18 protein-coding genes are annotated in these 20,786 nt (G+C 65.3%); 6 read left to right on the top strand and 12 right to left on the bottom strand.

Going from position 1 to position 20,786, the window contains the following annotated elements; genetic code table 11:
• The first annotated feature begins 13 nt into the window (after positions 1-13).
• Both ACCD07_RS03400 and ACCD07_RS03405 read left to right on the top strand, forming a co-directional pair.
• Positions 14-2,230 (top strand): acylase, encoded by a 2,217-nt coding sequence (locus tag ACCD07_RS03400; protein WP_413446504.1) that lies wholly within the window; start codon positions 14-16, stop codon positions 2,228-2,230.
• On the top strand, positions 2,227-2,520 hold the full coding sequence (locus ACCD07_RS03405; RefSeq protein WP_413446505.1) for a hypothetical protein: 294 nt from the start codon (positions 2,227-2,229) through the stop codon (positions 2,518-2,520). Before ACCD07_RS03400 ends, ACCD07_RS03405 begins: the two co-directional genes overlap by 4 nt.
• A 6-nt stretch (positions 2,521-2,526) precedes the next feature.
• On the opposite strand, the gene ACCD07_RS03410 is transcribed toward ACCD07_RS03405, so the two are convergent.
• From ACCD07_RS03410 to ACCD07_RS03440, 7 genes are read right to left on the bottom strand one after another with little or no spacing between them, the layout of a single operon-like run.
• A complete protein-coding gene (locus tag ACCD07_RS03410) occupies positions 2,527-3,897 on the bottom strand; it encodes an extracellular solute-binding protein (protein WP_413446506.1) in 1,371 nt (456 codons plus the stop codon).
• 2 nt (positions 3,898-3,899) lie between these two features.
• The gene (locus tag ACCD07_RS03415) at positions 3,900-4,736 is read right to left on the bottom strand and encodes a carbohydrate ABC transporter permease (RefSeq protein ID WP_413446507.1); all 837 of its coding nucleotides are present in this window, start codon (positions 4,734-4,736) and stop codon (positions 3,900-3,902) included.
• On the bottom strand, positions 4,733-5,650 hold the full coding sequence (locus ACCD07_RS03420; RefSeq protein ID WP_413446508.1) for a carbohydrate ABC transporter permease: 918 nt from the start codon (positions 5,648-5,650) through the stop codon (positions 4,733-4,735). The genes ACCD07_RS03415 and ACCD07_RS03420 overlap by 4 nt, the downstream gene beginning before the upstream one ends.
• A complete protein-coding gene (locus tag ACCD07_RS03425; protein WP_413446509.1) occupies positions 5,647-6,753 on the bottom strand; it encodes an ABC transporter ATP-binding protein in 1,107 nt (368 codons plus the stop codon). The genes ACCD07_RS03420 and ACCD07_RS03425 overlap by 4 nt, the downstream gene beginning before the upstream one ends.
• Positions 6,750-7,847 (bottom strand): hypothetical protein, encoded by a 1,098-nt coding sequence (locus ACCD07_RS03430; protein WP_413446510.1) that lies wholly within the window; start codon positions 7,845-7,847, stop codon positions 6,750-6,752. Before ACCD07_RS03430 ends, ACCD07_RS03425 begins: the two co-directional genes overlap by 4 nt.
• Before the next feature lie 34 nt (positions 7,848-7,881).
• Positions 7,882-9,123, bottom strand: coding sequence for a sialidase family protein (locus ACCD07_RS03435; RefSeq protein WP_413446511.1), 1,242 nt, complete (start codon positions 9,121-9,123; stop codon positions 7,882-7,884).
• Between the two features lie 31 nt (positions 9,124-9,154).
• Positions 9,155-10,183 carry a galactose-1-epimerase gene (locus ACCD07_RS03440; RefSeq protein ID WP_413446512.1) on the bottom strand — a complete coding sequence of 343 codons (1,029 nt, stop codon included), beginning with the start codon at positions 10,181-10,183 and terminating at the stop codon, positions 9,155-9,157.
• Positions 10,184-10,353: 170 nt separating this feature from the next.
• Here ACCD07_RS03440 and ACCD07_RS03445 point away from each other — a divergent pair, with 170 nt between their 5' ends.
• The 4 genes from ACCD07_RS03445 to ACCD07_RS03460 all read left to right on the top strand — a co-directional run bounded on the left by ACCD07_RS03445 (position 10,354) and on the right by ACCD07_RS03460 (position 16,568).
• On the top strand, positions 10,354-11,322 hold the full coding sequence (locus ACCD07_RS03445) for a helix-turn-helix domain-containing protein (RefSeq protein WP_176650323.1): 969 nt from the start codon (positions 10,354-10,356) through the stop codon (positions 11,320-11,322).
• A 316-nt stretch (positions 11,323-11,638) separates the two neighbouring features.
• Entirely contained in the window at positions 11,639-14,371 is a 2,733-nt protein-coding gene (locus ACCD07_RS03450; protein ID WP_413446513.1) for a TonB-dependent receptor, read from the top strand.
• A gap of 85 nt (positions 14,372-14,456) precedes the next feature.
• A complete protein-coding gene (locus ACCD07_RS03455; protein ID WP_413446514.1) occupies positions 14,457-15,968 on the top strand; it encodes an RICIN domain-containing protein in 1,512 nt (503 codons plus the stop codon).
• Between the two features lie 138 nt (positions 15,969-16,106).
• Positions 16,107-16,568 carry a GNAT family N-acetyltransferase gene (locus ACCD07_RS03460; protein ID WP_413446599.1) on the top strand — a complete coding sequence of 154 codons (462 nt, stop codon included), beginning with the start codon at positions 16,107-16,109 and terminating at the stop codon, positions 16,566-16,568.
• Positions 16,569-16,572: 4 nt separating this feature from the next.
• On the opposite strand, the gene ACCD07_RS03465 is transcribed toward ACCD07_RS03460, so the two are convergent.
• The 5 genes from ACCD07_RS03465 to ACCD07_RS03485 all read right to left on the bottom strand — a co-directional run bounded on the left by ACCD07_RS03465 (position 16,573) and on the right by ACCD07_RS03485 (position 20,630).
• A complete protein-coding gene (locus ACCD07_RS03465; RefSeq protein ID WP_413446515.1) occupies positions 16,573-17,238 on the bottom strand; it encodes a Type 1 glutamine amidotransferase-like domain-containing protein in 666 nt (221 codons plus the stop codon).
• A gap of 12 nt (positions 17,239-17,250) precedes the next feature.
• Positions 17,251-17,640 carry an HNH endonuclease gene (locus tag ACCD07_RS03470; protein WP_413446516.1) on the bottom strand — a complete coding sequence of 130 codons (390 nt, stop codon included), beginning with the start codon at positions 17,638-17,640 and terminating at the stop codon, positions 17,251-17,253.
• Positions 17,641-17,680: 40 nt separating this feature from the next.
• A complete protein-coding gene (locus ACCD07_RS03475) occupies positions 17,681-18,874 on the bottom strand; it encodes a trans-sulfuration enzyme family protein (RefSeq protein ID WP_413446600.1) in 1,194 nt (397 codons plus the stop codon).
• Complete coding sequence (locus ACCD07_RS03480; RefSeq protein WP_413446517.1) at positions 18,868-20,235, bottom strand: pyridoxal-phosphate dependent enzyme; 1,368 nt, start codon at positions 20,233-20,235, stop codon at positions 18,868-18,870. The genes ACCD07_RS03475 and ACCD07_RS03480 overlap by 7 nt, the downstream gene beginning before the upstream one ends.
• Before the next feature lie 89 nt (positions 20,236-20,324).
• A complete protein-coding gene (locus tag ACCD07_RS03485) occupies positions 20,325-20,630 on the bottom strand; it encodes a DUF4148 domain-containing protein (protein WP_413446518.1) in 306 nt (101 codons plus the stop codon).
• Positions 20,631-20,786 lie beyond the last annotated feature (156 nt).

A 20,786-nucleotide genomic window follows, 5' to 3' on the forward strand; every position in this document is an offset into this window, starting at 1 on the left:
CCGGAGCCTGTCCATGCGTCTGCCGTTAGCCCTGATCTGTAGTGTGATAACCGGTGTGGCGGCGGCAGCGCCCACAGTGGACAAGGCTCCTGCGCCGGAGCTGGCGCGCCTGAAAGCCGCGGCGCAGCGCGCCACCATCCTGCGCGACAAATGGGGCATCCCTCACGTCTACGGCAAGACCGACGCCGATGCCGTGTTCGGCCTGATGTACGCGCAGGCCGAGGACGACTTCAGGCGGGTCGAACTCAATTACATCAACGCCATGGGCCGGCTGGCCGAAGTGGAAGGCGAGGCCGAGCTGTATCGCGACCTGCGCATGAAGCTGTTCATCAATCCGGCCGACCTGCAGGAGCAGTACCGGCAATCGCCGGCCTGGCTGAAGAAGCTGATGGTGGCGTTTGCCGACGGCTTGAACTACTACCTGGCCACGCATCCGGACGTGAAGCCGGCACTGATCACGCATTTCGAGCCGTGGATGGCGCTCAGCTTCAGCGAGGGCAGCATCGGCGGCGACATCGAGTCGGTCGACCTGAAGCAGCTGGAAGCGTTGTACGGCAACGGCGCCAAGCTGCCGTTGCCGCCGCCGGTGCTGATGTCGGCGGCGCGCGGCAGCTTCAATCTGGACCAGGAGCCGGGCGGCTCCAACGGCTTCGCCATCGCGCCGTCGCTGACCAGGGACGGCCATGCGCTGCTGCTGATTAATCCGCACACCTCGTTCTACTTCCGTCCCGAAGTGCAGGTGCACAGCGACGAGGGCCTGAACGCCTACGGCGCCGTGACCTGGGGCCAGTTCTTCGTCTACCAGGGCTTCAACGACCGTATCGGCTGGATGCACACCTCGGGCGGCGGCGACGTCATCGACGAATACCTGGAAACCATCAGCGAGAAGGACGGCCAGTTCTTCTACCAGTACGGCGCGGAACAGCGGCCGCTGAAGGCGGTCGACATCACGCTGCCGTATAAAACCGCGGCCGGCATGGACAGCAAGGTGGTCAAGGTGTACTACAGCCACCACGGCCCGATCGTGCGCGCGGCCGACGGCAAGTGGGTCGCCGTGCGCCTGATGAACGAGCCGCTGAAGGCGCTGACGCAATCCTACGTCCGCACCAAGGCGCGCAACTACCAGGCCTTCTACAAGGCCATGGAGCTGCGCACCAATTCGTCCAACAACACCGTGTACGCGGACGCCGACGGCAATATCGCCTACTTCCATGGCAACTTCATTCCGAAGCGCGATCCGAAGTTCGACTGGACGCACCCGGTCGACGGCAGCGATCCGGCCTCCGAGTGGCAGGGCCTGCACACGGTCAAGGAGACCATCACGCTGTTCAATCCAAAGAACGGCTGGATCCAGAACGCCAACAACTGGCCGTACACGGCGGCCGGCGCCTACAGCCCTAAGGCCAGGGACTATCCGGCCTATATGTCGAAGTACGGCGAGAACGCGCGCGGCATCCACGCGGTGCGGGTGCTGGAGAACAAAAAGAACTTCACCCTCGCCAGCCTGATCGCCAGCGCCTACGACACGCAGCTGCCGGCCTTCGAGCCGCTGCTGCCGCAGCTGTTCGCCGCCTACGATGAACTGCCGGCCGGCGACCCGCTCAAGGCCGGCCTGGCGCCGCAGATCGCCGCGCTGCGCGGCTGGGACATGCGCTATTCGCTGGAGTCGGTACCGACTTCGCTGGCGGTCTACTGGGTGCAGGATTTATACACGGCCAATCAGGCGGCGGCCAAGGCGAAAGAGGTGCAGGTGTTAGACTACCTGCAGGCCGCGATCACGCCCCAGCAGCGTTTGCAGGCGCTGGAGCATGCGACGGCCAAGCTGACCGCGGATTTCGGCAAGTGGCAGACCCCTTGGGGCGAGATCAACCGCTTCCAGCGCCTGACCGGCGACATCGTGCAGCCGTTCGACGACAGCAAGCCCAGTTTGCCGGTGCCGTTCGCGTCTGCCAACTGGGGTTCGCTGGCCGCCTACGGCATGACGTCGAAGCAGACCACCAGGCGCATTTATGGTGAGCGCGGCAACAGCTTCGTGGCGGCGGTGGAGTTCGGACCGCGCATCAAGGCGCGCAGCGTGCTGGCGGGCGGCGAGAGCGGAGATCCGGCCTCGCCGCACTTCTACGACCAGGCCGCGATGTACGCGCGTGGTGAATTCAAGGATGTTCTGTTCTACAAGGCGGATGTGGAAAAGAATCTGGAACGTAAATATCACCCGGGAGATCAGCAATGAATATGACTTCAAAAGCTTTGCATCGGAACGTGTTCGCGGCCGTTTTAGTGGCGATCGCGATGTCCTTTGCCATATCGGCGTCCGCTGCCGACGAGGGTGTGCACCCGGTCGACGAGACCAAGAAGGTTGCCAAGGAAGTCGGCCACGGGGTCAAGAAGACGACCACGGCGATTGGACACGGCTTTCGCGATGGCGCGCGCGCTGTCGGACATGGCGCAAGGAAGGTTACCCGGGACGTCGGGCATGCGTTTCGTGACGGCGCGCATAAGGTGACGGGTAAAAAAGACTAGCGGCGCTCAGTGCTGCTGCGCCGTCGGCGGTACCACCGCGCCGCCCTTGAACTGCGAATCGCGTTCCAGCATGCGGTTGATGCTGGTCTCGGCGCGGGACATGGACTGGTCGACGTCCGCACCGTAGGCGATGGCCGAAGTCATGGCGTCGCCCATAGTCTTGGCGACGATGGCCTGGCGCGCGACCTCGATCGGCAGCGCCACGCCGTCGCGCGCGATGGTGGCGATTTCGCTGCGCAGCGGCAGCTGGCGGAACGTGGCCGATTCGATCACCGAACGGCGCGTCGGCAACTGGCCGGTGCGCGCCCACACGCCCCCCTCGTCGTACAGGAACTTGAGGAAAGAGACGGCCGCGTGGCGGCTGCGCTCGTCGCTGGTGCCGCCTTTTAACAGCACCATGATGTGGTTGTCCGCCCACACCGCGCTGGTGCCGTACAGCTGCGGGAACGGGACGGCGGTGTAGCCGTGGGCGGTGGCGCTGCCGGGACGCGCGGCCTGGTGCAGCATGTCGCCGATGATCCAGGTGCCGTTGATCATGACCGCGCCTTCGCCCGCCGCGAAGTTCTGCAGGGCCGCGCCGTAGTCGTTGCCGCGCGTGGTCAGGCCTTCCTCGTACATGGTCTTGAGCATCCGCACCGCCGAGCGCACGGCGGGACTGTGCAGGTCGATGTGGAAGTCGTCCTGCGGGAACAGCGTGCCGCCTTGCTGGTGTATCAGCGACAGCATGGTGCGCGGGAAGAAGGCCGGATCATTGTCGGTCATCCAGATGAAGTACGGCTTGCCGGTGGCAGCCTTGAAGCGGCGCGCCTGGTCCAGCAGCTGCTGCGGCGAGTGCGGCAGCACCGGCTTGCCGTCCTTTGTCACCAGGCCGGCGCGGCGCATCAGGTTCAGGTTCAGGTGCCACAGCCAGGAATGGGTGTCGAAGGGCAGGGCGTAGTGGCGCCTGTCCACGGTCACCGCCGTTTCCGCCTGCGGCGTGAAGTCGGCGACATCGATGCCGGCCGCGCGGAACTCGTCGTCCAGCGGCGCGACCAGGCCGCGCTTGACGAAGTCGTTGAGCGCGGAACTGTGCAGGATGGCGACTGCCGGCACGTCGCGGCCGACGATGCGCGCACCCAGCTGGCTGTAGTACGAACCGTGCTCCACCACCTGCGTGCGCACGACGACCTGTTCGCGGTTGGTGGCGTTGAACTTGTTGACCAGCGCCGTGATGATGCCGCATTCGCCGGTGGCGCTGGCCGGGTCGGTGGACTTGCCGTAGTCGGCCTCGCAGGAGCCGAAGAAGCGCGCGAACGCGATTTCTGTCGGCGGCGCGGCCATCGCCGGCGCGGCCGCCAGCAGCAGCGCCAGCGCCGCGGTGTAAGGGATGAGTCTCATGCTTAACGTACCTTGGTGCCGGCAACTGCGGCGACGATGTATTGTTGGAAGAAGACGTACAGCAGCAGCACCGGCACGGCGGCGAACACCGCCTGCGCCATCAGGAAGCCCAGGCCCTCGGACTGCGCGAAGTTGGTCTGGGTGGCGGCCAGTCCCAGGGTCAGCGTGTACTGCGCCGACTGGGTCGCCGAGATCAACGGCCACAGATAGTCGTTCCACGCGCTGAGGAAGGTGACGATGCCCAGCGTGGCCTGCACCGGCAGCGACAGCGGCAGGATCACGCGGGTGAACACGGTCCAGCGCGAGGCGTTGTCCAGCAGGGCCGCTTCCTCAAGATCGCGCGGGATGGCCTTGAAGTACTGTGTCATCAGGAACACGCCGAACGGCGCCGCCAGCCCGGGCAGGATCAGGCCCGCTTGGCTGTTGTGCAGGCCCAGGTCGGCGAACATGCGGTGCAGCGGGATCACCACTGCCGTCTGCGGCACGGCCAGCCCGGCCAGCACCAGCCGGTATATCCAGGTCTTGCCGGGGAACTCGGTGCGGGCGAAGCCGTAGCCGGCCAGCGACGACAGTACCAGCACCAGTATGGTCTGGCCGAACGCCACGATGCAGGAATTGGCGATCCAGCGGAACACTAGCGAGGTGCCGAGGATGTCGCTGTAGTTCTTCAGCGTGTAGGGAGGCGCGAACAGGATGTCGGTGCGCTGGGCCAGCAGCTCGTTCGGCTTGAACGACAACGCCAATACCCAGATCAGCGGCGCCACCCAGGCGATGGCGGCCAGGATGGTGGCGCCGAGGATGACGCGGTTGCCCCACGGTTTATTCAGGGACGGATTCATGCGAGGGCCTTTCTTTCGCGGCGTTCCAGCCAGCCTTGCAGCGACATCCCGGCCAGCATCAGCAGGAACAACGCCTGCGCGCCGGCGGCGGCATAACCGAGCTGCCATTGTTCGAACATGGCTTCGAAGATGAACATCACCAGCGAACGGGTGCTGTTGTTGGGACCACCCTGGGTCAGCAGCTGGACCTGGCCGAACACCTGCATCTGCGCGATCATCTGCGTCACCGCCACCAGGATCACGCTGTGGCGGATGGCCGGCAGCGTGATGTGGCGGAAGCTGCGCCAGCGGCTGGTGTTGTCCAGCGCGGCCGCCTCGTAGACGTCGTGCGGAATCTGCTGCAGCGACGCGAGGAACAGCATCATCGGCATGCCGATGCCCCACCAGACCGTGGCCAGCGCCACCGCCGGCAACGCCAGCCATTCGTTCTGCAGCGGCGCCACCGAGGCGAGGCCGGCGCCGTGCAGCAGGTTGGCCAGCATGCCGCGGTCCGGCATCAACACCAGGCGCCAGATCAGCGTGACGATGGTGACCGACAGCACGCCGGCGCCGAAGAAGATGCCGCGCAGGATGGCCGTGGTGCGGCCGGGGCGGTTCAGCGCGAGCGCCAGCGCCAGGCCGGTGACGACCATGGCCGGCGTGCACAGGGCCGCGAACAGCAGGGTGTTGAGCAGCGAACGGACGAACATCTCGTCGCGCAGCAGGTCGATGAAGTTCAGCAGGCCGACCAGGCGGCCCAGGTTGGACAGCAGGTCGATCGCGTGCAGGCTGAGCCAGATGCCGCTCAGCAGCGGCCACACCAGCAGCGCCAGGTAGCACAGCAGGAAGGGCGCGACGAACAGCAGTCCGCTCCAGCTGGTGGCGCCGGAACGGTGCAGCGGCTTGGCGAGGAAGGGCAGGCGGTCGCGCATCATGATGGATGATGGGCCTTGCCGGCCGCGTCGAACAGGTGGGCGCGTTGCAGGTCCATGCGCAGGCCGACGGTGGCGCCAATGGCGGGCTCGCGGTTGCGGGGCGCATCGGCCACCACCAGCACGCCGTCCGGCAGCATCACATGCAGCAGGGTGCGGTCGCCGAGGCGCTCGATCACTTCGACCACGCCGCGCAGCGGGCCGTCGTCGGCGGGCGTCAATGCGTCGGGCCGCAGGCCCAGTTCCAGCGCTTCGCCGGTGTCGAACGCGGGAACGGCGGTATGCAGTTCGGCGCCGTTGGCCAGCACCACCACGCAGCGGCCGTCCTGGTCGGGCGCACGCCGCACCGGCAGGAAATTCATCGACGGACTGCCGACGAAGCCGGCCACGAAGCGCGTGGCGGGACGGTCGTACAGTTCCATCGGCGCCGCGAACTGCTCGATGCGACCCTGGTTCATCACCGCGATGCGGTTGGCCAGGGTCATCGCCTCGACCTGGTCGTGGGTGACGAACAGCATGGTGGCGTTGAGCCGCTTGTGCAGGCGCGCCAGCTCGAGGCGGGTGCGGGTGCGCAGCGCCGCGTCCAGGTTGGACAAGGGTTCGTCGAACAGGAAGGCCTGCGGCTCCTTGACCACCGCGCGGCCGATGGCGACGCGCTGGCGCTGGCCGCCGGACAGCTGGCCCGGCTTGCGCTCCAGCAGCGCGTCCAGTTCCAACATCTGCGCGGCGCCCGCCACGCGGCGCGCTATCTCCGCTTCATCCATGCGGATGTTGCGCAGCCCGAAGGCCATGTTGTCGCGCACCGTCATGTGCGGATACAGCGCGTACTGCTGGAATACCATGGCGATGCCACGCTGGCCCGGCGCCAGGTCGGTGACGTCGCGTCCGCCGATGGCGATGCGGCCGCCGGACACCGGCTCCAGTCCCGCCAGCATGCGCAGCAGCGTCGACTTGCCGCAGCCGGAAGGGCCGAGCAGGGCGATGAACTCGCCGGCCGCGATGCTCAGTGTGAAGCTCGGAATGACCGTGTTCTGGCCATAGCGCTTGCTGACGTCGCGCCACTCGATGCCGCCCACCTTTGCCAGCACTTCAGGTTCCATCTTCATGACGCCTTGACGTGCTGGCGCAGCAGCTCGCACTCGTGTTCGCGGTACGGCTTGCCGTCCGTGTGCAGCACGTCGTGGAACCAGACCGACGGCTGCGCGAAGGTGTAGGGATTCTTCCACGAGTCCCATGGCATATTGGTCTGGCTCTTGCCGCAGACGAAGCCCCAGTTGATCATGCCGACGCTCTCGGCGCGGGCGATGGGCAGGTCGGCGTCGAAGGTCGAGCCGATGCCGCGCGCCATGTACTCGGTGCACACCAGCGGACGGCCGTAGCTTTGCAGCTGCTGCACGCGGGCCAGGAATTTTTCCGGCCAGCTGTAGTCGTGGAAGGTGACGATGTCCGACAGCGCCAGTTGCGCCTTCTGCACGTCGTTCAACGTGGCGGAACCGGGATTCCAGTTATCGCCCAGCCATACGCCGCTGGTCAGCGGCTGGCTTGGCGAGCAGGCCTGCGCCCAGCCGAACACCTGCGGCAGCAGTTGCGCCACCAGGGCGATCTTGTCCTTCGCTTCGAACTGCTGGTAGTAGCCCATGCCGCCGCCCTGGTTGTCCGGTTCATTCCACAGATCCCAGCACCATACGCGATCGTCGCCGCCGAAACTGGTGACGATATCCTCGACGTAGGCGCGCAGTGCCGGGTAGCTGGCCGGGTCGGCCAGCTGCGTCGCGCCGGGGCTCTGCACCCAGCCAGAGTTGTGGATGCCGGGCATCGGCGCACGCTGGGTGCCCAGTGCCGGACGCGGGTCCCAGCACGAATCGAATAATACCAGCATGGTGCGGATGTGATGGCGCGCGGCGATGGCCAGGTAGCTGTCGATGCGCTGCTTGAAACCTTCGGCGTCCTGCGCCCACAGCAGGTCGTGCAGGAACACGCGCATGGTGTTCATGCCCAGCCCCGCAGCCCAGCCCAGTTCGAGGTCGATGCGCTCGGCGTCGAAGGTCTCGGCCTGCCACATCTCCAGCTGGTTGATGGCGCTGGCGGGAATGAAGTTGGCGCCGAGGATGCGCGGCTGTGCGGCGTACCAGGCATGCGCGCGCTGGGCGCTCCACGTTGGTGCGTGTGGAACGGCGGGCGTGGCGATTGCGTTAGTCATCTTGATTCTTTCGTAGTCAGGGTGGGTGTGTCGGTTAGGGAGCCAGCGGCGCGCTGCCGAAACGGGTGCGGCAGCTGTTGTCGGCGCCGCCGTCGGTTTGCAGCATGGTCAGCGTCTTGCCGTCCACGGAGGGCAGCAGCGGGCTGGAATAGTTCTGGCACCAGTTGGTGGCCGTCGGCGGGGAGGGCAGCGCCAGCGGCGCCTGCACCAGCTTCCATGGGCCGCTGCCGTCGGCTGTGGTGTTGGTGAACATGGCCTTGCCGTTGCCGGCGTCCGGCACGCCGTTCTTGTCGAACAGGATCTGGCCGATGGCGATCAGCATGCCGTTCGGCTGTCCCGCGACCGGGCTCCAGGCGAAGGTCGGCGCATGGCGGAAGAACTGGCCGCTGGCGGTCTCCAGGCGGAAGCCGGGGTCGTTGGCGGCGCCCCAGTTCAAGCCGTCGACGGAGCGCTTGGCGCGCAGCGTGCAGTCGAGCGGGCCGCCGTAGCAGTTCTCGAAGGTCATCAGGTAGGCGCCGGATGGAAGCTGGCGCACGATGGGCATGCCGGGACGGGCGTTGGGATCGTCGCCGGCGACGATGGTTTGCGGCGCGGTCCAGGCGAGGCCGTCGCGGCTCGTTACTTCGGCCAGTATCTGCGAATGGCCGGCCAGCGTTTCGTCAGAGTAGTAGCACACCAGCTCACCGGATTTGGCGATGCCGAATTCCGGTTCCCAGATGCCGGAAGGGTCCTTGTGGTTCTTCGGTATGCGGCCCTTGCCGCACAGCGACAGGTAGTTCCAGGTCGTGCCGCCGTCTGCGCTCTGGTAGATGCGGTTTTCCATCGCGCGCCCGTCCTGATCGGCGCCCCAGGAGGCGGCGTACAGCAGCGTACCGGCAGGCATCGCGCCTATCTTCACCGGAAGCTCGTACAGCGTGCCGCAGCACTGGCCTTGCTTGAATTCGGGATCGGCGATGGCGCCGATGCGGCTGAAGCTCTTGCCGTCGTCGGTGCTGGCGTAGATGCCGCCGACCGGCTGGCCGTTCTCGGTGGACGACATGCTCGCGACCAGGCGGCCGTTGAGCGCCGCGTTCTGGTGATGGCTCTGGCGTATCAGGCGCGGGTAGGCGCCGAAAACGTCGGCGATCAGGGTGCCGCGCGGTGCGCCGGCGCTGGTCGGCGGCGTGGTCACTGCAGGCGGCGCCGATGTGGCGACGACGGCGCTGGAGCCGCCGCAGGCGCTCAGGGCCAGGCCCGCGCAGAGCAGCGCGGCGAGGATGTGGGTTGGGGTTGTCATGCTTGTCTCCTTTTGTTTGACCGGTCTTTTCTCAGGCGCTTGCCTGGAATGCCAGTTCTATAAAGTGGTGCATTTGAGTCCCTGGCCGCAGTATGCACGAGGGCTGCGGCCAGTCTGGCCGGTTGGGACTGTCCGGCAGATACTCCGGTTCCAGCGCGAAACCGGCATAAGAGGGGTAGGGCCTGCCGTCGCGGTCGTGCAGCGTGTGCAGGTGGCGGCCGTCGTAGAACTGGATCGCCGGCAGACTGGTGCTGATGGTCATGGCCAGCGTGCGGTCCGACGATTGCAGCCGCGCGGCCGGCACGGCGCCATGCGCGCACTGCGACGACAGCAGCCAGGCATGGTCGAAGCCGGGCGTGCCGGCGGCGGCCGCGGCGTCCAGGGCGGCGCGCACGCTTTTGGCGGCGCGGAAGTCGTAGCTGCTGTCTTCAACCGGAACCAGCGCACCCTGCGGGATCAACTGATCGTCGACCGGCGCGTAGGCTGGAGCCCGCAGCTGCAGCAGGTGGTCGCGCGCGTCGCCATGCCGTGCGTCGAGATTGAAGTAAGCGTGGTTGCTCAGGCTGACCGGGCAGGGTGCGCTGCTGCGGGCGCGCAGGTCGATTCGCAGCACGCCGTGCGCGCTGATGGTGTAGGTCACACTGGCCTCCACTTCGCCGGGGAAGCCCTGGTCGCCGTCCGGCGACAGCAGGTTCAATTGCACCCGGTTGGCGGCCGTCTGGTCGAACTGCCAGCGGCGGCGGTGAAAACCGTCCACGCCGCCGTGCAGCTGGTTGCCGTTCTCGTTAGCCTGCAGTTGATGGCGCCGGCCATCGAGTTCGAATGCGGCGCCGGCGATGCGGTTGGCGTAGCGGCCGACGATGGCGCCGGCATAACCGCGGGACGGATCGTCGTCCAGCGCGGCAGGATGGCCCAGCACCGTCTCGCGGCGGCTGCCGTCCGCCATGGGCACCCGGCAGGACAGCAGCGTGGCGCCGATGTCCATCACGGTGGCAGTGTGGCCGGCGCCGCTTTCCAGCGTCAGGTAGCGGGGTGGAGGTGGTACTCGAAAGTCGGGCATCTGATAGTCACGAAAATTCTTGTTGGATTAATTATCGCAATATTTCTCATTACTGACAACAAAGTTTGTGAGTTATTTTGATTCACTGGCATTTTCGCGGCGGGGTATCATGCGGAAACGGTCGTCCGGCGCGGCGAACCAACAAACTAATTCATAGGAATGGATGCGACATGGATGTTGTAAATCGGGCGTTGCTGGTCGAGGGAGATGCGGTGTTGCCGCTGGTGAAGGCCTTGTCGTCGGAAACGCGGCAGGCGATGCTGGCGCTGCTGACGCACAAGGTGCTGAACCTGTCGGAACTGGCCGCCACGATGAACCTGCCGCATTCGACCGTCAGCTTCAACGTCAACCAGCTGGAGGCGGTGGGCCTGGTGGTGGTGGAAACCGAACCGGGCACGCGCGGCATCCAGAAGCTGTGCTCCAAGCGCTACGACGAGGTGCGCATCCGCCTGCCCGGCGCGGCGGTCGAGGCCGAACAGAACACGGTGCAGATCAGCATGCCGATCGGCAGCTACCGCAGCGTCGAGGCCAGTCCCACCTGCGGCCTGGTCAGCGAAACCAAGATCATCGGCATGCTGGACGACCCGCGTTCCTTCTTCGAGCCGGAGCACGTCAATGCCCAGCTGCTGTGGTTCGGCGCGGGCCATGTGGAATATGCCTTCCCTAACAATGTGCCGTACGGCGCGGTGACCACCGACCTGTCGCTGTCGATGGAGCTGTGCTCGGAGGCGCCTAATTACAATCCCGACTGGCCGTCCGACATCACGCTGTGGATCAACGAGGTGGAGGTCGGCACGTGGACCTCGCCCGGCGACTTCGGCGGCAAGCCGGCGCTGCTGACGCCGTCGTGGTGGCAGATCGAAGGCACGACATACGGCGTGCTGAAACAGTGGAGCGTCAGCGAGCGCGGCGCCATGATCGACGGCGTTTCACTCGGCAACACCACTATCGCCGACCTGAACCTGGCGCGCGCCAACCACATCCGCGTACGCATCGGCGTCAAGGACGATGCGCGCAACAAGGGCGGCCTGAACCTGTTCGGCCGCAAGTTCGGCAACTATCCGCAGGACATCGTCATGCGCCTGAGCTTCCAGTTCCCGGACGGCGCGCCGGTGCCGCCACCTGGGACTTTGGGCTAAACGTGACGTTTATCCAACAACTTTAGTTGAGGCTTATGGTGTTTTTCACCGGTTTTTTCAGAATCTTTCATGAAATTCACCATTTGTCGCAATTATTGTTGATATAAACGAGAAGTTCATTCACTATCACTTCGTTACTCGGGGCAATTTACCGCTTAATCGCAAGAATATCTGTGGTAATGCCCGCCCATAACGATTACATAAAGCGATGACGCGCCACGCGAGGCAGTACCGCAACCGGTATCGGTAGCTCAGACAGGGCATACCGGGAGCAGCGGGGAAAGCAGTCATCCGATTCCAAAGTGGAGACAGTGATATGCACCAGTTCAAAAGGACCCCGATCGCCGCTGCATTGCTGAGCGTACTGGCAGGCGCGCCAGCGCTGGCACAGGAGCAGGCGCAGGCCGACACCACGACCATCGTGGTGTCCGGCATCCGCCAGAGCGTGCGCAAGGCCGAGGACATCAAGCGCACCGCCGACCAGGTGGTCGATTCGATCAACGCCGAAGACATCGGCAAATTCCCGGACCGCTCGGTGGGCGAGGCGCTGCAGCGCATTCCCGGCGTGCAGGTCGGCCGCACCGCCAGCCAGGTCGACAGCGTGCTGATACGCGGCCTGCCGGACCTGGCCACCACCGTCAACGGCAACGAGATATTCACCGGCGACGGCCGCCGCCTGTCGTACCAGGACCTGCGCATCGAAGGCGTGGCCGGTCTGGACGTGTTCAAGTCCGCTACGCCGAACCAGCAGGAGGGCGGCATCGCCGGCCTGATGGACGTCCGCCTGCGCAAGCCGTTCGATTTCAAGGGCCTGAGCGCGTCCGGCTTTGTCGACGGCGTCAACACCCATCCGCGCGGCAGCAGCGCCAAATCCTTCACCGATCCGTCGCTGGGCGGCCTGGTCTCGAACCGCTGGAAGACGTCCTACGGCGACATCGGCGCGCTGGTCGACGCTTCCTACGTCAAGGACCGCTTTGTCAATCCCGTGCAGTGGTTCGCCGAACCGGGCGGCCCTGGCCTGTGGGCCGTGCGCGCCGACGGCACCGCCTACCGCAACGATCCGGGCAACCCCAACCTGGCCGCCGAACAGGCCAAGGGCGGCGCCACCACGGCGGCGGTGATGCCGTTCCCCGGCGGCGTCTACAACTCCGGCGAACGCGAACGCCAGCAACTGCACGGCGCGCTGCAATGGAAGCCGAGCGACAAGCTGGAACTGGACAGCCAGGCCATGTACATGGGCTACCGCAGCCGCAGCGCGGAGGACTACCTGTTCGCCGTTGCCCGCGAAGGCAACAAGGCCACCAACGTGGTGATCGCGCCGAGCGGTCCATACTGCGCCACCAGCCGTGGCCAGGCTTGCCCGATCGCGTCGGCCGACGTACTGCCGGCCGACGACGGCGTGGCGCCTTACACCGCCAGCAGCACCCAGGCCCACCAGCAGAAAACCGACACCGGCTACCTGAGCTTCGGCGCCAAGTACAAGGACGGCGACTGGCAGGCGACGTCGGACCTTGCGTTCACCTATTCCAAGTTCACCGACGACCGCATCATCGTCGACCAGAGCGTGCCGTTCGCCACGCTGCACGTGGTCGGCCTGGACTCCGGCGGCCATGGCGGCTTCACCGCTTCGACGCCCGGCCACGCCAATGCGCTGGTCGATCCGAGCCAGTACGTGCTGCGCGGCTTCTTCCAGTCGTGGGGCGAGAGTTCCGGCCGCCAGGTCCAGTGGCGCAACGACGTGAGCTACAAGGTGGGGCAGGGCTTCATCAACAAGCTGGCCGGCGGCATCCGCCTGTCCTCGCGCGATGCCGAATATCACGGCAATGAAGGCGGCGCCGATACGCCGGGTGGCGTGCGGCCGGTGCCTGTCAGCGTGTTCGGCCCGTCGTTCAACGATGTGGTGCCCGGCGTCGAGCGCCTGGGTGGCGCGTTCGCCACGCCGTCGACCGACTTCCTGCTCGATAAGCGCGACCAGGTGCGCAACTACTATGGCCTGCCATCCGGCCGCATGGCGGATGATCCGAACCGCCTGTTCAAGCAGACCGAGAAAAACCTCAGCGCCTACGGCATGGCCAACTACGGCTTCGATGTCGGCAGCGTCGGCGTGTCCGGCCTGGCGGGTGTGCGCGTCAGCCGCATCCAGCGCGACATCAACGGCAACAACCGCATCGGCGATGTGATCAGCAACGTCGACATCAGCACCACCCACACCGACGTGCTGCCGAGCGTGAGCGCCAAGGTGGACTGGGCCACAGACTGGATGTCGCACATCGGCTGGGGCAAGACCGTGACCCGTCCGGACTTCGCTTCGCTCAATCCCGCGCTGTCGCTGACGCCGCCGTCGATCAACCGTCCGGGCTACGGCTCCGCCGGCAACCCGAACCTGAAGCCGGTGGAATCGAAGTCCTTCGACATCACGCTGGAGCGCTACTTCGACAACAACGGTTACGCCTCGGTGGCCTACTTCGACCGCCGCATCGATGGCTACCTGCAGCCGTTCCAGCAGGTGGAGAGCATCAACGGCCTGCCGTACACGGTGACCCGTCCGCAGAACGCCGGCAAGGGCAAGCTGCACGGCTACGAGCTGTCGGCGCAGAAGTTCCTGGACTTCCTGCCCGGCGTGCTGAATGGTTTGGGCGTGCAGGCCAACTACACCTACATCACGGGCACCACGGAAACCGCCAACACCCTGGGCGGCAGCGACTTCACGGTGACGCCGCTGATCAACGTGGCCAAGAAGAACGCCAACCTGGCGCTGATCTACGAGAAGTTCGGCATCAACGGCCGCCTGGCCTACACGCACCGCGACAGCTATGTCGAGTCGCTGAACAACGGCGGCATCCAGCTGCCGCCGACCAACGTGGTGCGGCCGCGTAACCAGATGGACCTGTCGCTGGGCTACGAGATCAACAAGCATGTGTCGATCCAGTTCAACGCGTGGAACCTGCTGAAGGCTTCGTACGAAAGCTACAGCGGCTACGAGTCCTTCCCGCGCGACATCCGCTACGACCCGGCCGTGTACTCGCTCGGCCTGCGCTTCAAGCTGTAAAACCCGTTTCATCTCCGGTGTTGTACTTTCGCAGGGGGCTTGCTCCCTGCTTTTTTCGCTCGCACTAAGAAATGGAGACAAGCATATGAAGACCCGTATCTACGCCTTGCTGTTCACCTTGTTTTGCTGGCTAGACGCCGGCGCCGCCGTCACCCTCGGCAACCAGACTTCGTTTTATCCCCGCCTGCTACGCCTTTCCGCCAACAACCACCTGATCGCCAGCTTCGACTACGGCAACACCCAGAGCACCATCTGGGACAGCGCCAACAACGGCGCCAGCTGGACCCAGATCGGCACCATCAACCTGTCCGACCCCGGCCACTGCTGCAGCGGCCTGTATGAGATGCCGCAGGCGGTGGGCGGTACGCCGAAGGGCGCGCTGTTGTGGACCACGTCCACCACCAACGGTAGCAGCCACGCGATACGGCTGTACCGCAGCACGGACCAGGGCCACACCTGGAGCCTGCTGTCGACGCCCGTCACCGGCGGCACCGGCGTGTGGGAGGCGGAATTCACCGTCGACAGCAGCGGCCGGCTGGTGATGTACTACTCCAGCGAGGAGTACAAGGGCAACGGCTACAACCAGCTGATCGCGCACCGCGTCTCCAACGACGGTGGCGTGACGTGGAGCGGCGACACCATCGACGTCGGCGTCAGCGACGGCAACGTGCAGCGTCCCGGCATGCCGTTGGTGGCGCGCCTGCCCAACGGCAGCTACGTGATGACGTACGAAGTGTGCGGCGCCTCCAACTGCGAGGCCTTCATCCGCACCTCGGCCAACGCCATCAACTGGGGCACGCCGTCCAATATGGGCACGCGCATCGAATCGACGTCCGGCAATCACTTCACGCAGACGCCGACGGTGCGCTGGTATAACGACGGCAGCGCCAACGGCCGCCTGCTGGTGACGGCCATGGTCCTGCGCCGCAACGCCGACAACAGCATCGCCGCCGGCAACGGCCAGACCTTCATGTACAACACCAACAACGGCAACGGGCAGTGGACGGAGGGCGCGACGCCATTGTCCGCCGCCACCACCGGCGGCAGCGACGTCTGCAACGGCTACACGACGCAGCTGCTGCCGTCGACCGATGGCACGCAGCTGTATGAGCTGGTCAACGTCGGCTGCTCGATCAAGTTCGCCAGCGGGCCGATGGACAATCCGGTCGCCAGCGGCATCTACACGCTGATCTCGAAGAACAGCGGCCTGGCGCTGGACGTCAGCGCCTGTTCGACCGCCACCGGGGCGAATGTCCAGCAATGGACACCGAACGGCGCCAACTGCCAGCGCTGGAATGTGCAGAACAAGGGTAACGGCGATTACGTGCTGACGGCGATGCAGAGCGGGTTGGCGCTCGATGTCGACGCCTGCTCGACGGCCAACGGCGGCAACGTCCAGCAGTGGACGCCGAACGGCGCCGCCTGCCAGGCGTGGCGCCCGGAGCCGGTCGGCGACGGCTATTTCCGTTTTGTGTCGAAAAACAGCGGCCTGGTATTGGACGTCGACGCCTGCTCGACCACGGCCGGCGCCAACGTGCAGCAGTGGCAATGGCTGGGCGGCGACTGCCAGCGCTGGAAGCTGCAGCCTTCGCCGTAAAAACGACGTGCTGCTGGCGCGTCCACACCCGGCGGCACGGTGTGGGCGCAGCCTTGAAAGACGCTTGCCTGGCACGGGGGAATAGGGGAAGATGGCGGCGCACATGAGGTGCCGGATAAAAAAAATAGAGGTTTGAACATGATCCAAAGCAAATTAACCAACTTTCGCCGGGCAAATTCACATGACATTCCTGCGATGTCGACGATTCGGCTGGCTGTTGGCGAGAATGTTCTTTCCGACCCCAGCCGCATCACCGTGCAAATGTATGAGGATTATCTGGAGTTGCTGGGTCGCGGCTGGGTCGCGGAAGTCGAAGGGGTTGTCGCGGGATTCTGCTACGCAAACAAGACCAACGCCTCAATTTGGGCGCTGTTCATAGCGCCGGAATACGAAGGGCGGGGGCTCGCCAAACAATTGCTGAACATGGCCGTCGAGTGGCTTTTTGAGCAAGGCCAGGAGTTTGTCCGGTTGAGCACCGGGGCCGGAACGAGGGCCGACAGCTTCTATGCCTTGCAAGGATGGACCCGGGAGCGGGTCGATGGGAACGAAGTTTTTTACCTGCTGGCCAGCTCCAGTGCCGCCGTCCAGACGGCGCCTTAGTCCTCTAGGCCTCAATCAGCTTCCAACTTCCCTCCGAGACGACCTCGATGACGCCATCGCTCACTTTGATGGCGGTCTGGTCGTCAATCAGATATGACGGCACGGATATCGTGGCCGCCAACTTCTCCAGCTTGGCCAGGGAGTTTTCTGGAAACCACTCGTGATCCAGATGGGGATGCAGCGCAAAATCGAGCAGGCCCAGCGATTTATCGCTTTCGGCTGGGAGGTTGTGGCCACCGTAGGTCGTTCCGAAGCGCGTCATGATCATGCTGCCGGCGCTCAAGCCCACGTAGACCGTCTTTTGCAGCAGCGACGGCAACAGGCCCGCCAGACCGGATTGCTGCATCCAGTAGCACAGATACTGGCAATCGCCGCCGCCGACCAGCAGGGCGTCGGTCTTTTCGAGCACGGGAATCCAGTGTTCTGCTTTGATGCTGGGCAGTGCGGTGAGCTCCAGTATTCCCAGCGATTTCCAACCCAGCTCGCAGAATGGATCGCCCAGCGATCCGCGAATGACTCTTCGTGCTATGTCGCCGCCGTTGGGCAAGGCGTAGATTGCGGTGGGGATGAACAGGGCGCTCGCTTCGGCAACCGGTTTGCCCAAGAGGTCAATCAGCGCCGCCTGGATGCTGGCGTTGCTGATGCCGGCGGAAGTGAGTAGGAGCTTCATGACCCGAGCTAGTTACATCCGAGACGGCGCGGGGGACGCGGCGTCGGCTTCAACCGGCGCCGGCTCGCGCACCCAGGCCAGGTTCTCGACCTTGTTGTTGCGCAGGTTGCCGTCCTTGTGGCGGACGTTTTTCAGGCCGGCCGGATTGGGCAGGTGTGCCTCGGCCACCAGCTGGTGGACCAGGAATTCGCCGGTGAGGCTGCCGACGCGCAGCTTGACCGTCAGGCCTTCCGGCGTCACCTTGGGCCGCAGCACCTTGACCTTCTGGCCGCCGGCCAGCACGCGGCCGTCCTTGGACACCTTGTAAAAATCGCTGCCGGCGATCGGCTTGGCGCTGGCCACGCCGATCGAGTAGATAAAACCGATGGCCAGCACGCCGACTATGATTAAGAGGAATTCCATGTTGTCTCGGACAGAATACTGAATTCCCGCATGGTATCAGCTAAATCGCGTCCAGCGAGCGCTGAATATCGGCCCTTAAATCCTCTATATCTTCGATTCCCACCGACAGCCGTATCAGGCCGTCGCCGATGCCCAGCGCGGCCCGCTGCGCCGCCGGGATGCTGGCGTGCGTCATCAGCGCCGGGTGCTCGATCAGGCTTTCGACGCCGCCCAGGCTTTCGGCCAGCGCGAACACCGAGCAGCTTTCGAGGAAGCGGCGGGCGCCCGGCAGGTCGGTGTCCAGGTCGATCGAGATGATGCCGCCGAAACCTTCCATCTGCCGCCTGGCCAGCGCGTGCTGCGGGTGCGACTCCAGTCCCGGGTAGTAGACCTTGCGCACCTTGGGCTGCTGCTCCAGCCAGCGCGCCAGTTCCAGCGCGCTGCGGCAGTGGCGCTCCATGCGGATGGCCAGCGTCTTGACGCCGCGCAGCACCAGGAAGCTGTCGAACGGGCCGGAGATGGCGCCCACCGAGTTTTGCAGGAAGGCCAGCTGCTCGCACCAGGCCTTCTGGTGCGGCTCAGCGCCGACCACGGCGATGCCGCCGATGATGTCCGAGTGGCCGTTCAGGTACTTGGTGGCAGAGTGCACGACGATGTCGAAACCGTGTTCCAGCGGCCGCTGCACCAGCGGGCTGGCGAAGGTGTTGTCGGCCACGGCGATGATGCCGCGCTCGCGGCAGATCTTGCCGATCGCCTGCAGGTCGGCCAGCTTGAGCATCGGGTTGGTCGGCGTTTCGACCCAGACCATCTTCGTCTCGGGCTTGATCGCGGCCAGCAGGTTTTCCGGCTCGGTCAGGTCGACGTAGGTGAAGTCGTGGCCGGCGCTGCGGCGGCGCACGCGCTCGAACAGCCGGTAGGTGCCGCCGTACATGTCGTCGCCGGCGATGATGTGCGAGCCGGCGTCGGCCAGCTCCAGCACGGTCGAAATGGCCGCCAGTCCGGAGGCGAAGGCGAAGCCCTGGGCGCCGCTTTCCAGGTCGGCCACGCAGCGCTCCAGCGCCCAGCGGGTCGGGTTGTGCGAGCGGCCGTAGTCCAGGCCCTTGTGCACGCCGGGGCTGTCCTGCACGAAGGTGGAGGTGGCGTAGATCGGCGGCATGATGGCGCCGGTCGACGGATCGGGCGACTGGCCGGCATGGATGACGCGGGTGGAGAGGGCGGCTTTTTTGTGCTGCTTGTTCAACGGTTCGTTCAAGATAGAGTCCTTCGCAGGTGGTTAAGCAGGTCGAAGCGGGTGATCAGGCCGTAGAAGATGTCGCCGTCGGCCACCACGGCGGTCAGGCCGCGGTCCAGCGTGGCGCGCAGCGCGTGCAGGTCGGCCGCCGGATGCAGGATTTCCAGTCGCCGCGTCATCGTCGCGCCGACCGGGCTGTTGAAGCGCTGCGCCTGCGTGTCCACCGTCAGCAGCAGGTCGGATTCGTCGATGATGCCGACCAGGCGCCCGCCCGACAGCACCGGCAGCTGCGCCACGTCGGCCGCGCGCATGCGGTTGAAGGCGATCATCAGCGTGTCTTCCGGCGACACGCTGATGACTTCGCCGGCGTCGTAGCGGCGGCCGATCAGGTCGCGCAGGTCGTGTTCCGGCTTGCGCGCCAGCAGGCCCTGGTCGCGCATCCAGCCGTCGTTGTAGACCTTGGACAGGTAGCGCGTGCCGGTGTCGCAGACGAAGCTGACCACGCGCTTGGGCGTGGTCTGTTCGCGGCAGTACTGCAGCGCGGCGGCCAGCAGGGTGCCGGTCGACGAGCCGCCCGGCAGGCCTTCCTCGCGCAGCAGCAGGCGGGCGGTGTCGAAGCTTTGCTGGTCGGTGATGGTGTAGGCCTTGGTCACGCCGCTCATGTCGGCGATGGCGGGGATGAAGTCTTCGCCTATGCCTTCGACCGCCCACGAGCCGCTGGTCTCGGCCACGTGGCCGGTGGCGACGTATTCGGCCAGGATCGAGCCCTCGGGATCGGCCAGGATGAATTCCAGCTCGGGCGCGGTGCGGCGGAAGTAGCGCGTCAGGCCGGTCAGCGTGCCGGACGAGCCGACGCCGACCACGATGGCGTCGACGTCGTGGTCCATCTGGCGCCAGATTTCCGGGCCGGTGGTGGTTTCGTGCGCCAGCGGGTTGGCGGGATTGTTGAACTGGTCGGCGAACCAGGCGCCGGGCAACTCGGCCGCCAGCCGCGCGGCGTAGTCCTGGTAGTACTCGGGATGGCCCTTGCCGACGTCGGAGCGGGTGGTGCGCACTTCGGCGCCGAGCGCCTTCAGGTGCAGCACTTTTTCGGACGACATCTTGTCCGGCACCACCAGCAGCACGCGGTAGCCCTTGAGCCGTCCGACCAGCGCCAGGCCGAGGCCGGTGTTGCCGGCGGTGGCCTCGATGATGATGCCGCCGGGCTTGAGACGGCCGTCGTTCTCGGCCGCTTCGATCATGGCCATGCCGATGCGGTCCTTGATCGAGCCGCCCGGGTTTTGCGATTCCAGTTTAAGGAACAGCCGGCAAGGGCCGGTGTCGAGACGGGTAATCTCGACCAGTGGCGTATTGCCGATCAGGGTGAACAGTGCCGGTGCGCGCATATGGATCTCCTCGCTGCTTTTTGAGCAAGTATGCGCTTTTTCGGCCGATGCGGTTGCGCGCATCGGCAGTCCGGTCACTTTGTGGCGAATCAGCGGACGACTTCAGTATCCTGGTCCGGGTGGCCGCTGCGGTAGGCGGCCAGTTCGGCGCGCACCTGGCCCCGGGTCTTGTGCGTGGCGGCGTCGAACACGCGTTCCGGATATTGCTCGCCGGAGACGACTTCGCCGCGCTGCTGGGCGAGACGCAGTTCATTCCGGACCTCGGCCCGGGTTTTGGTCGAGACGAAGCCGGTGTAGCCGGAATAAGTTTCGGCGGATTGCAGCTGCTCCTGCGCCGACGCAGCGGTGGAGGCGAACAGGGCGGCGATGGACAGGGCGATGGCGATGGTTTTCATGGTGATGCTCCTCAAATGATGGGTCGTATGCGGCTGAGTTGTCGGCAATTGGATCGCTAACTAGTGAATGCATTGTAGTTCGCATACGATTTAATCGCAAGTATATTGAATCTATGCCGCCCATAGGAGAATCCAATCGGCGGGCTGGAGCGGGGG

Source organism: Duganella sp. Dugasp56 (assembly GCF_047304105.1).
Lineage (GTDB): Bacteria > Pseudomonadota > Gammaproteobacteria > Burkholderiales > Burkholderiaceae_D > Rugamonas > Rugamonas hordei.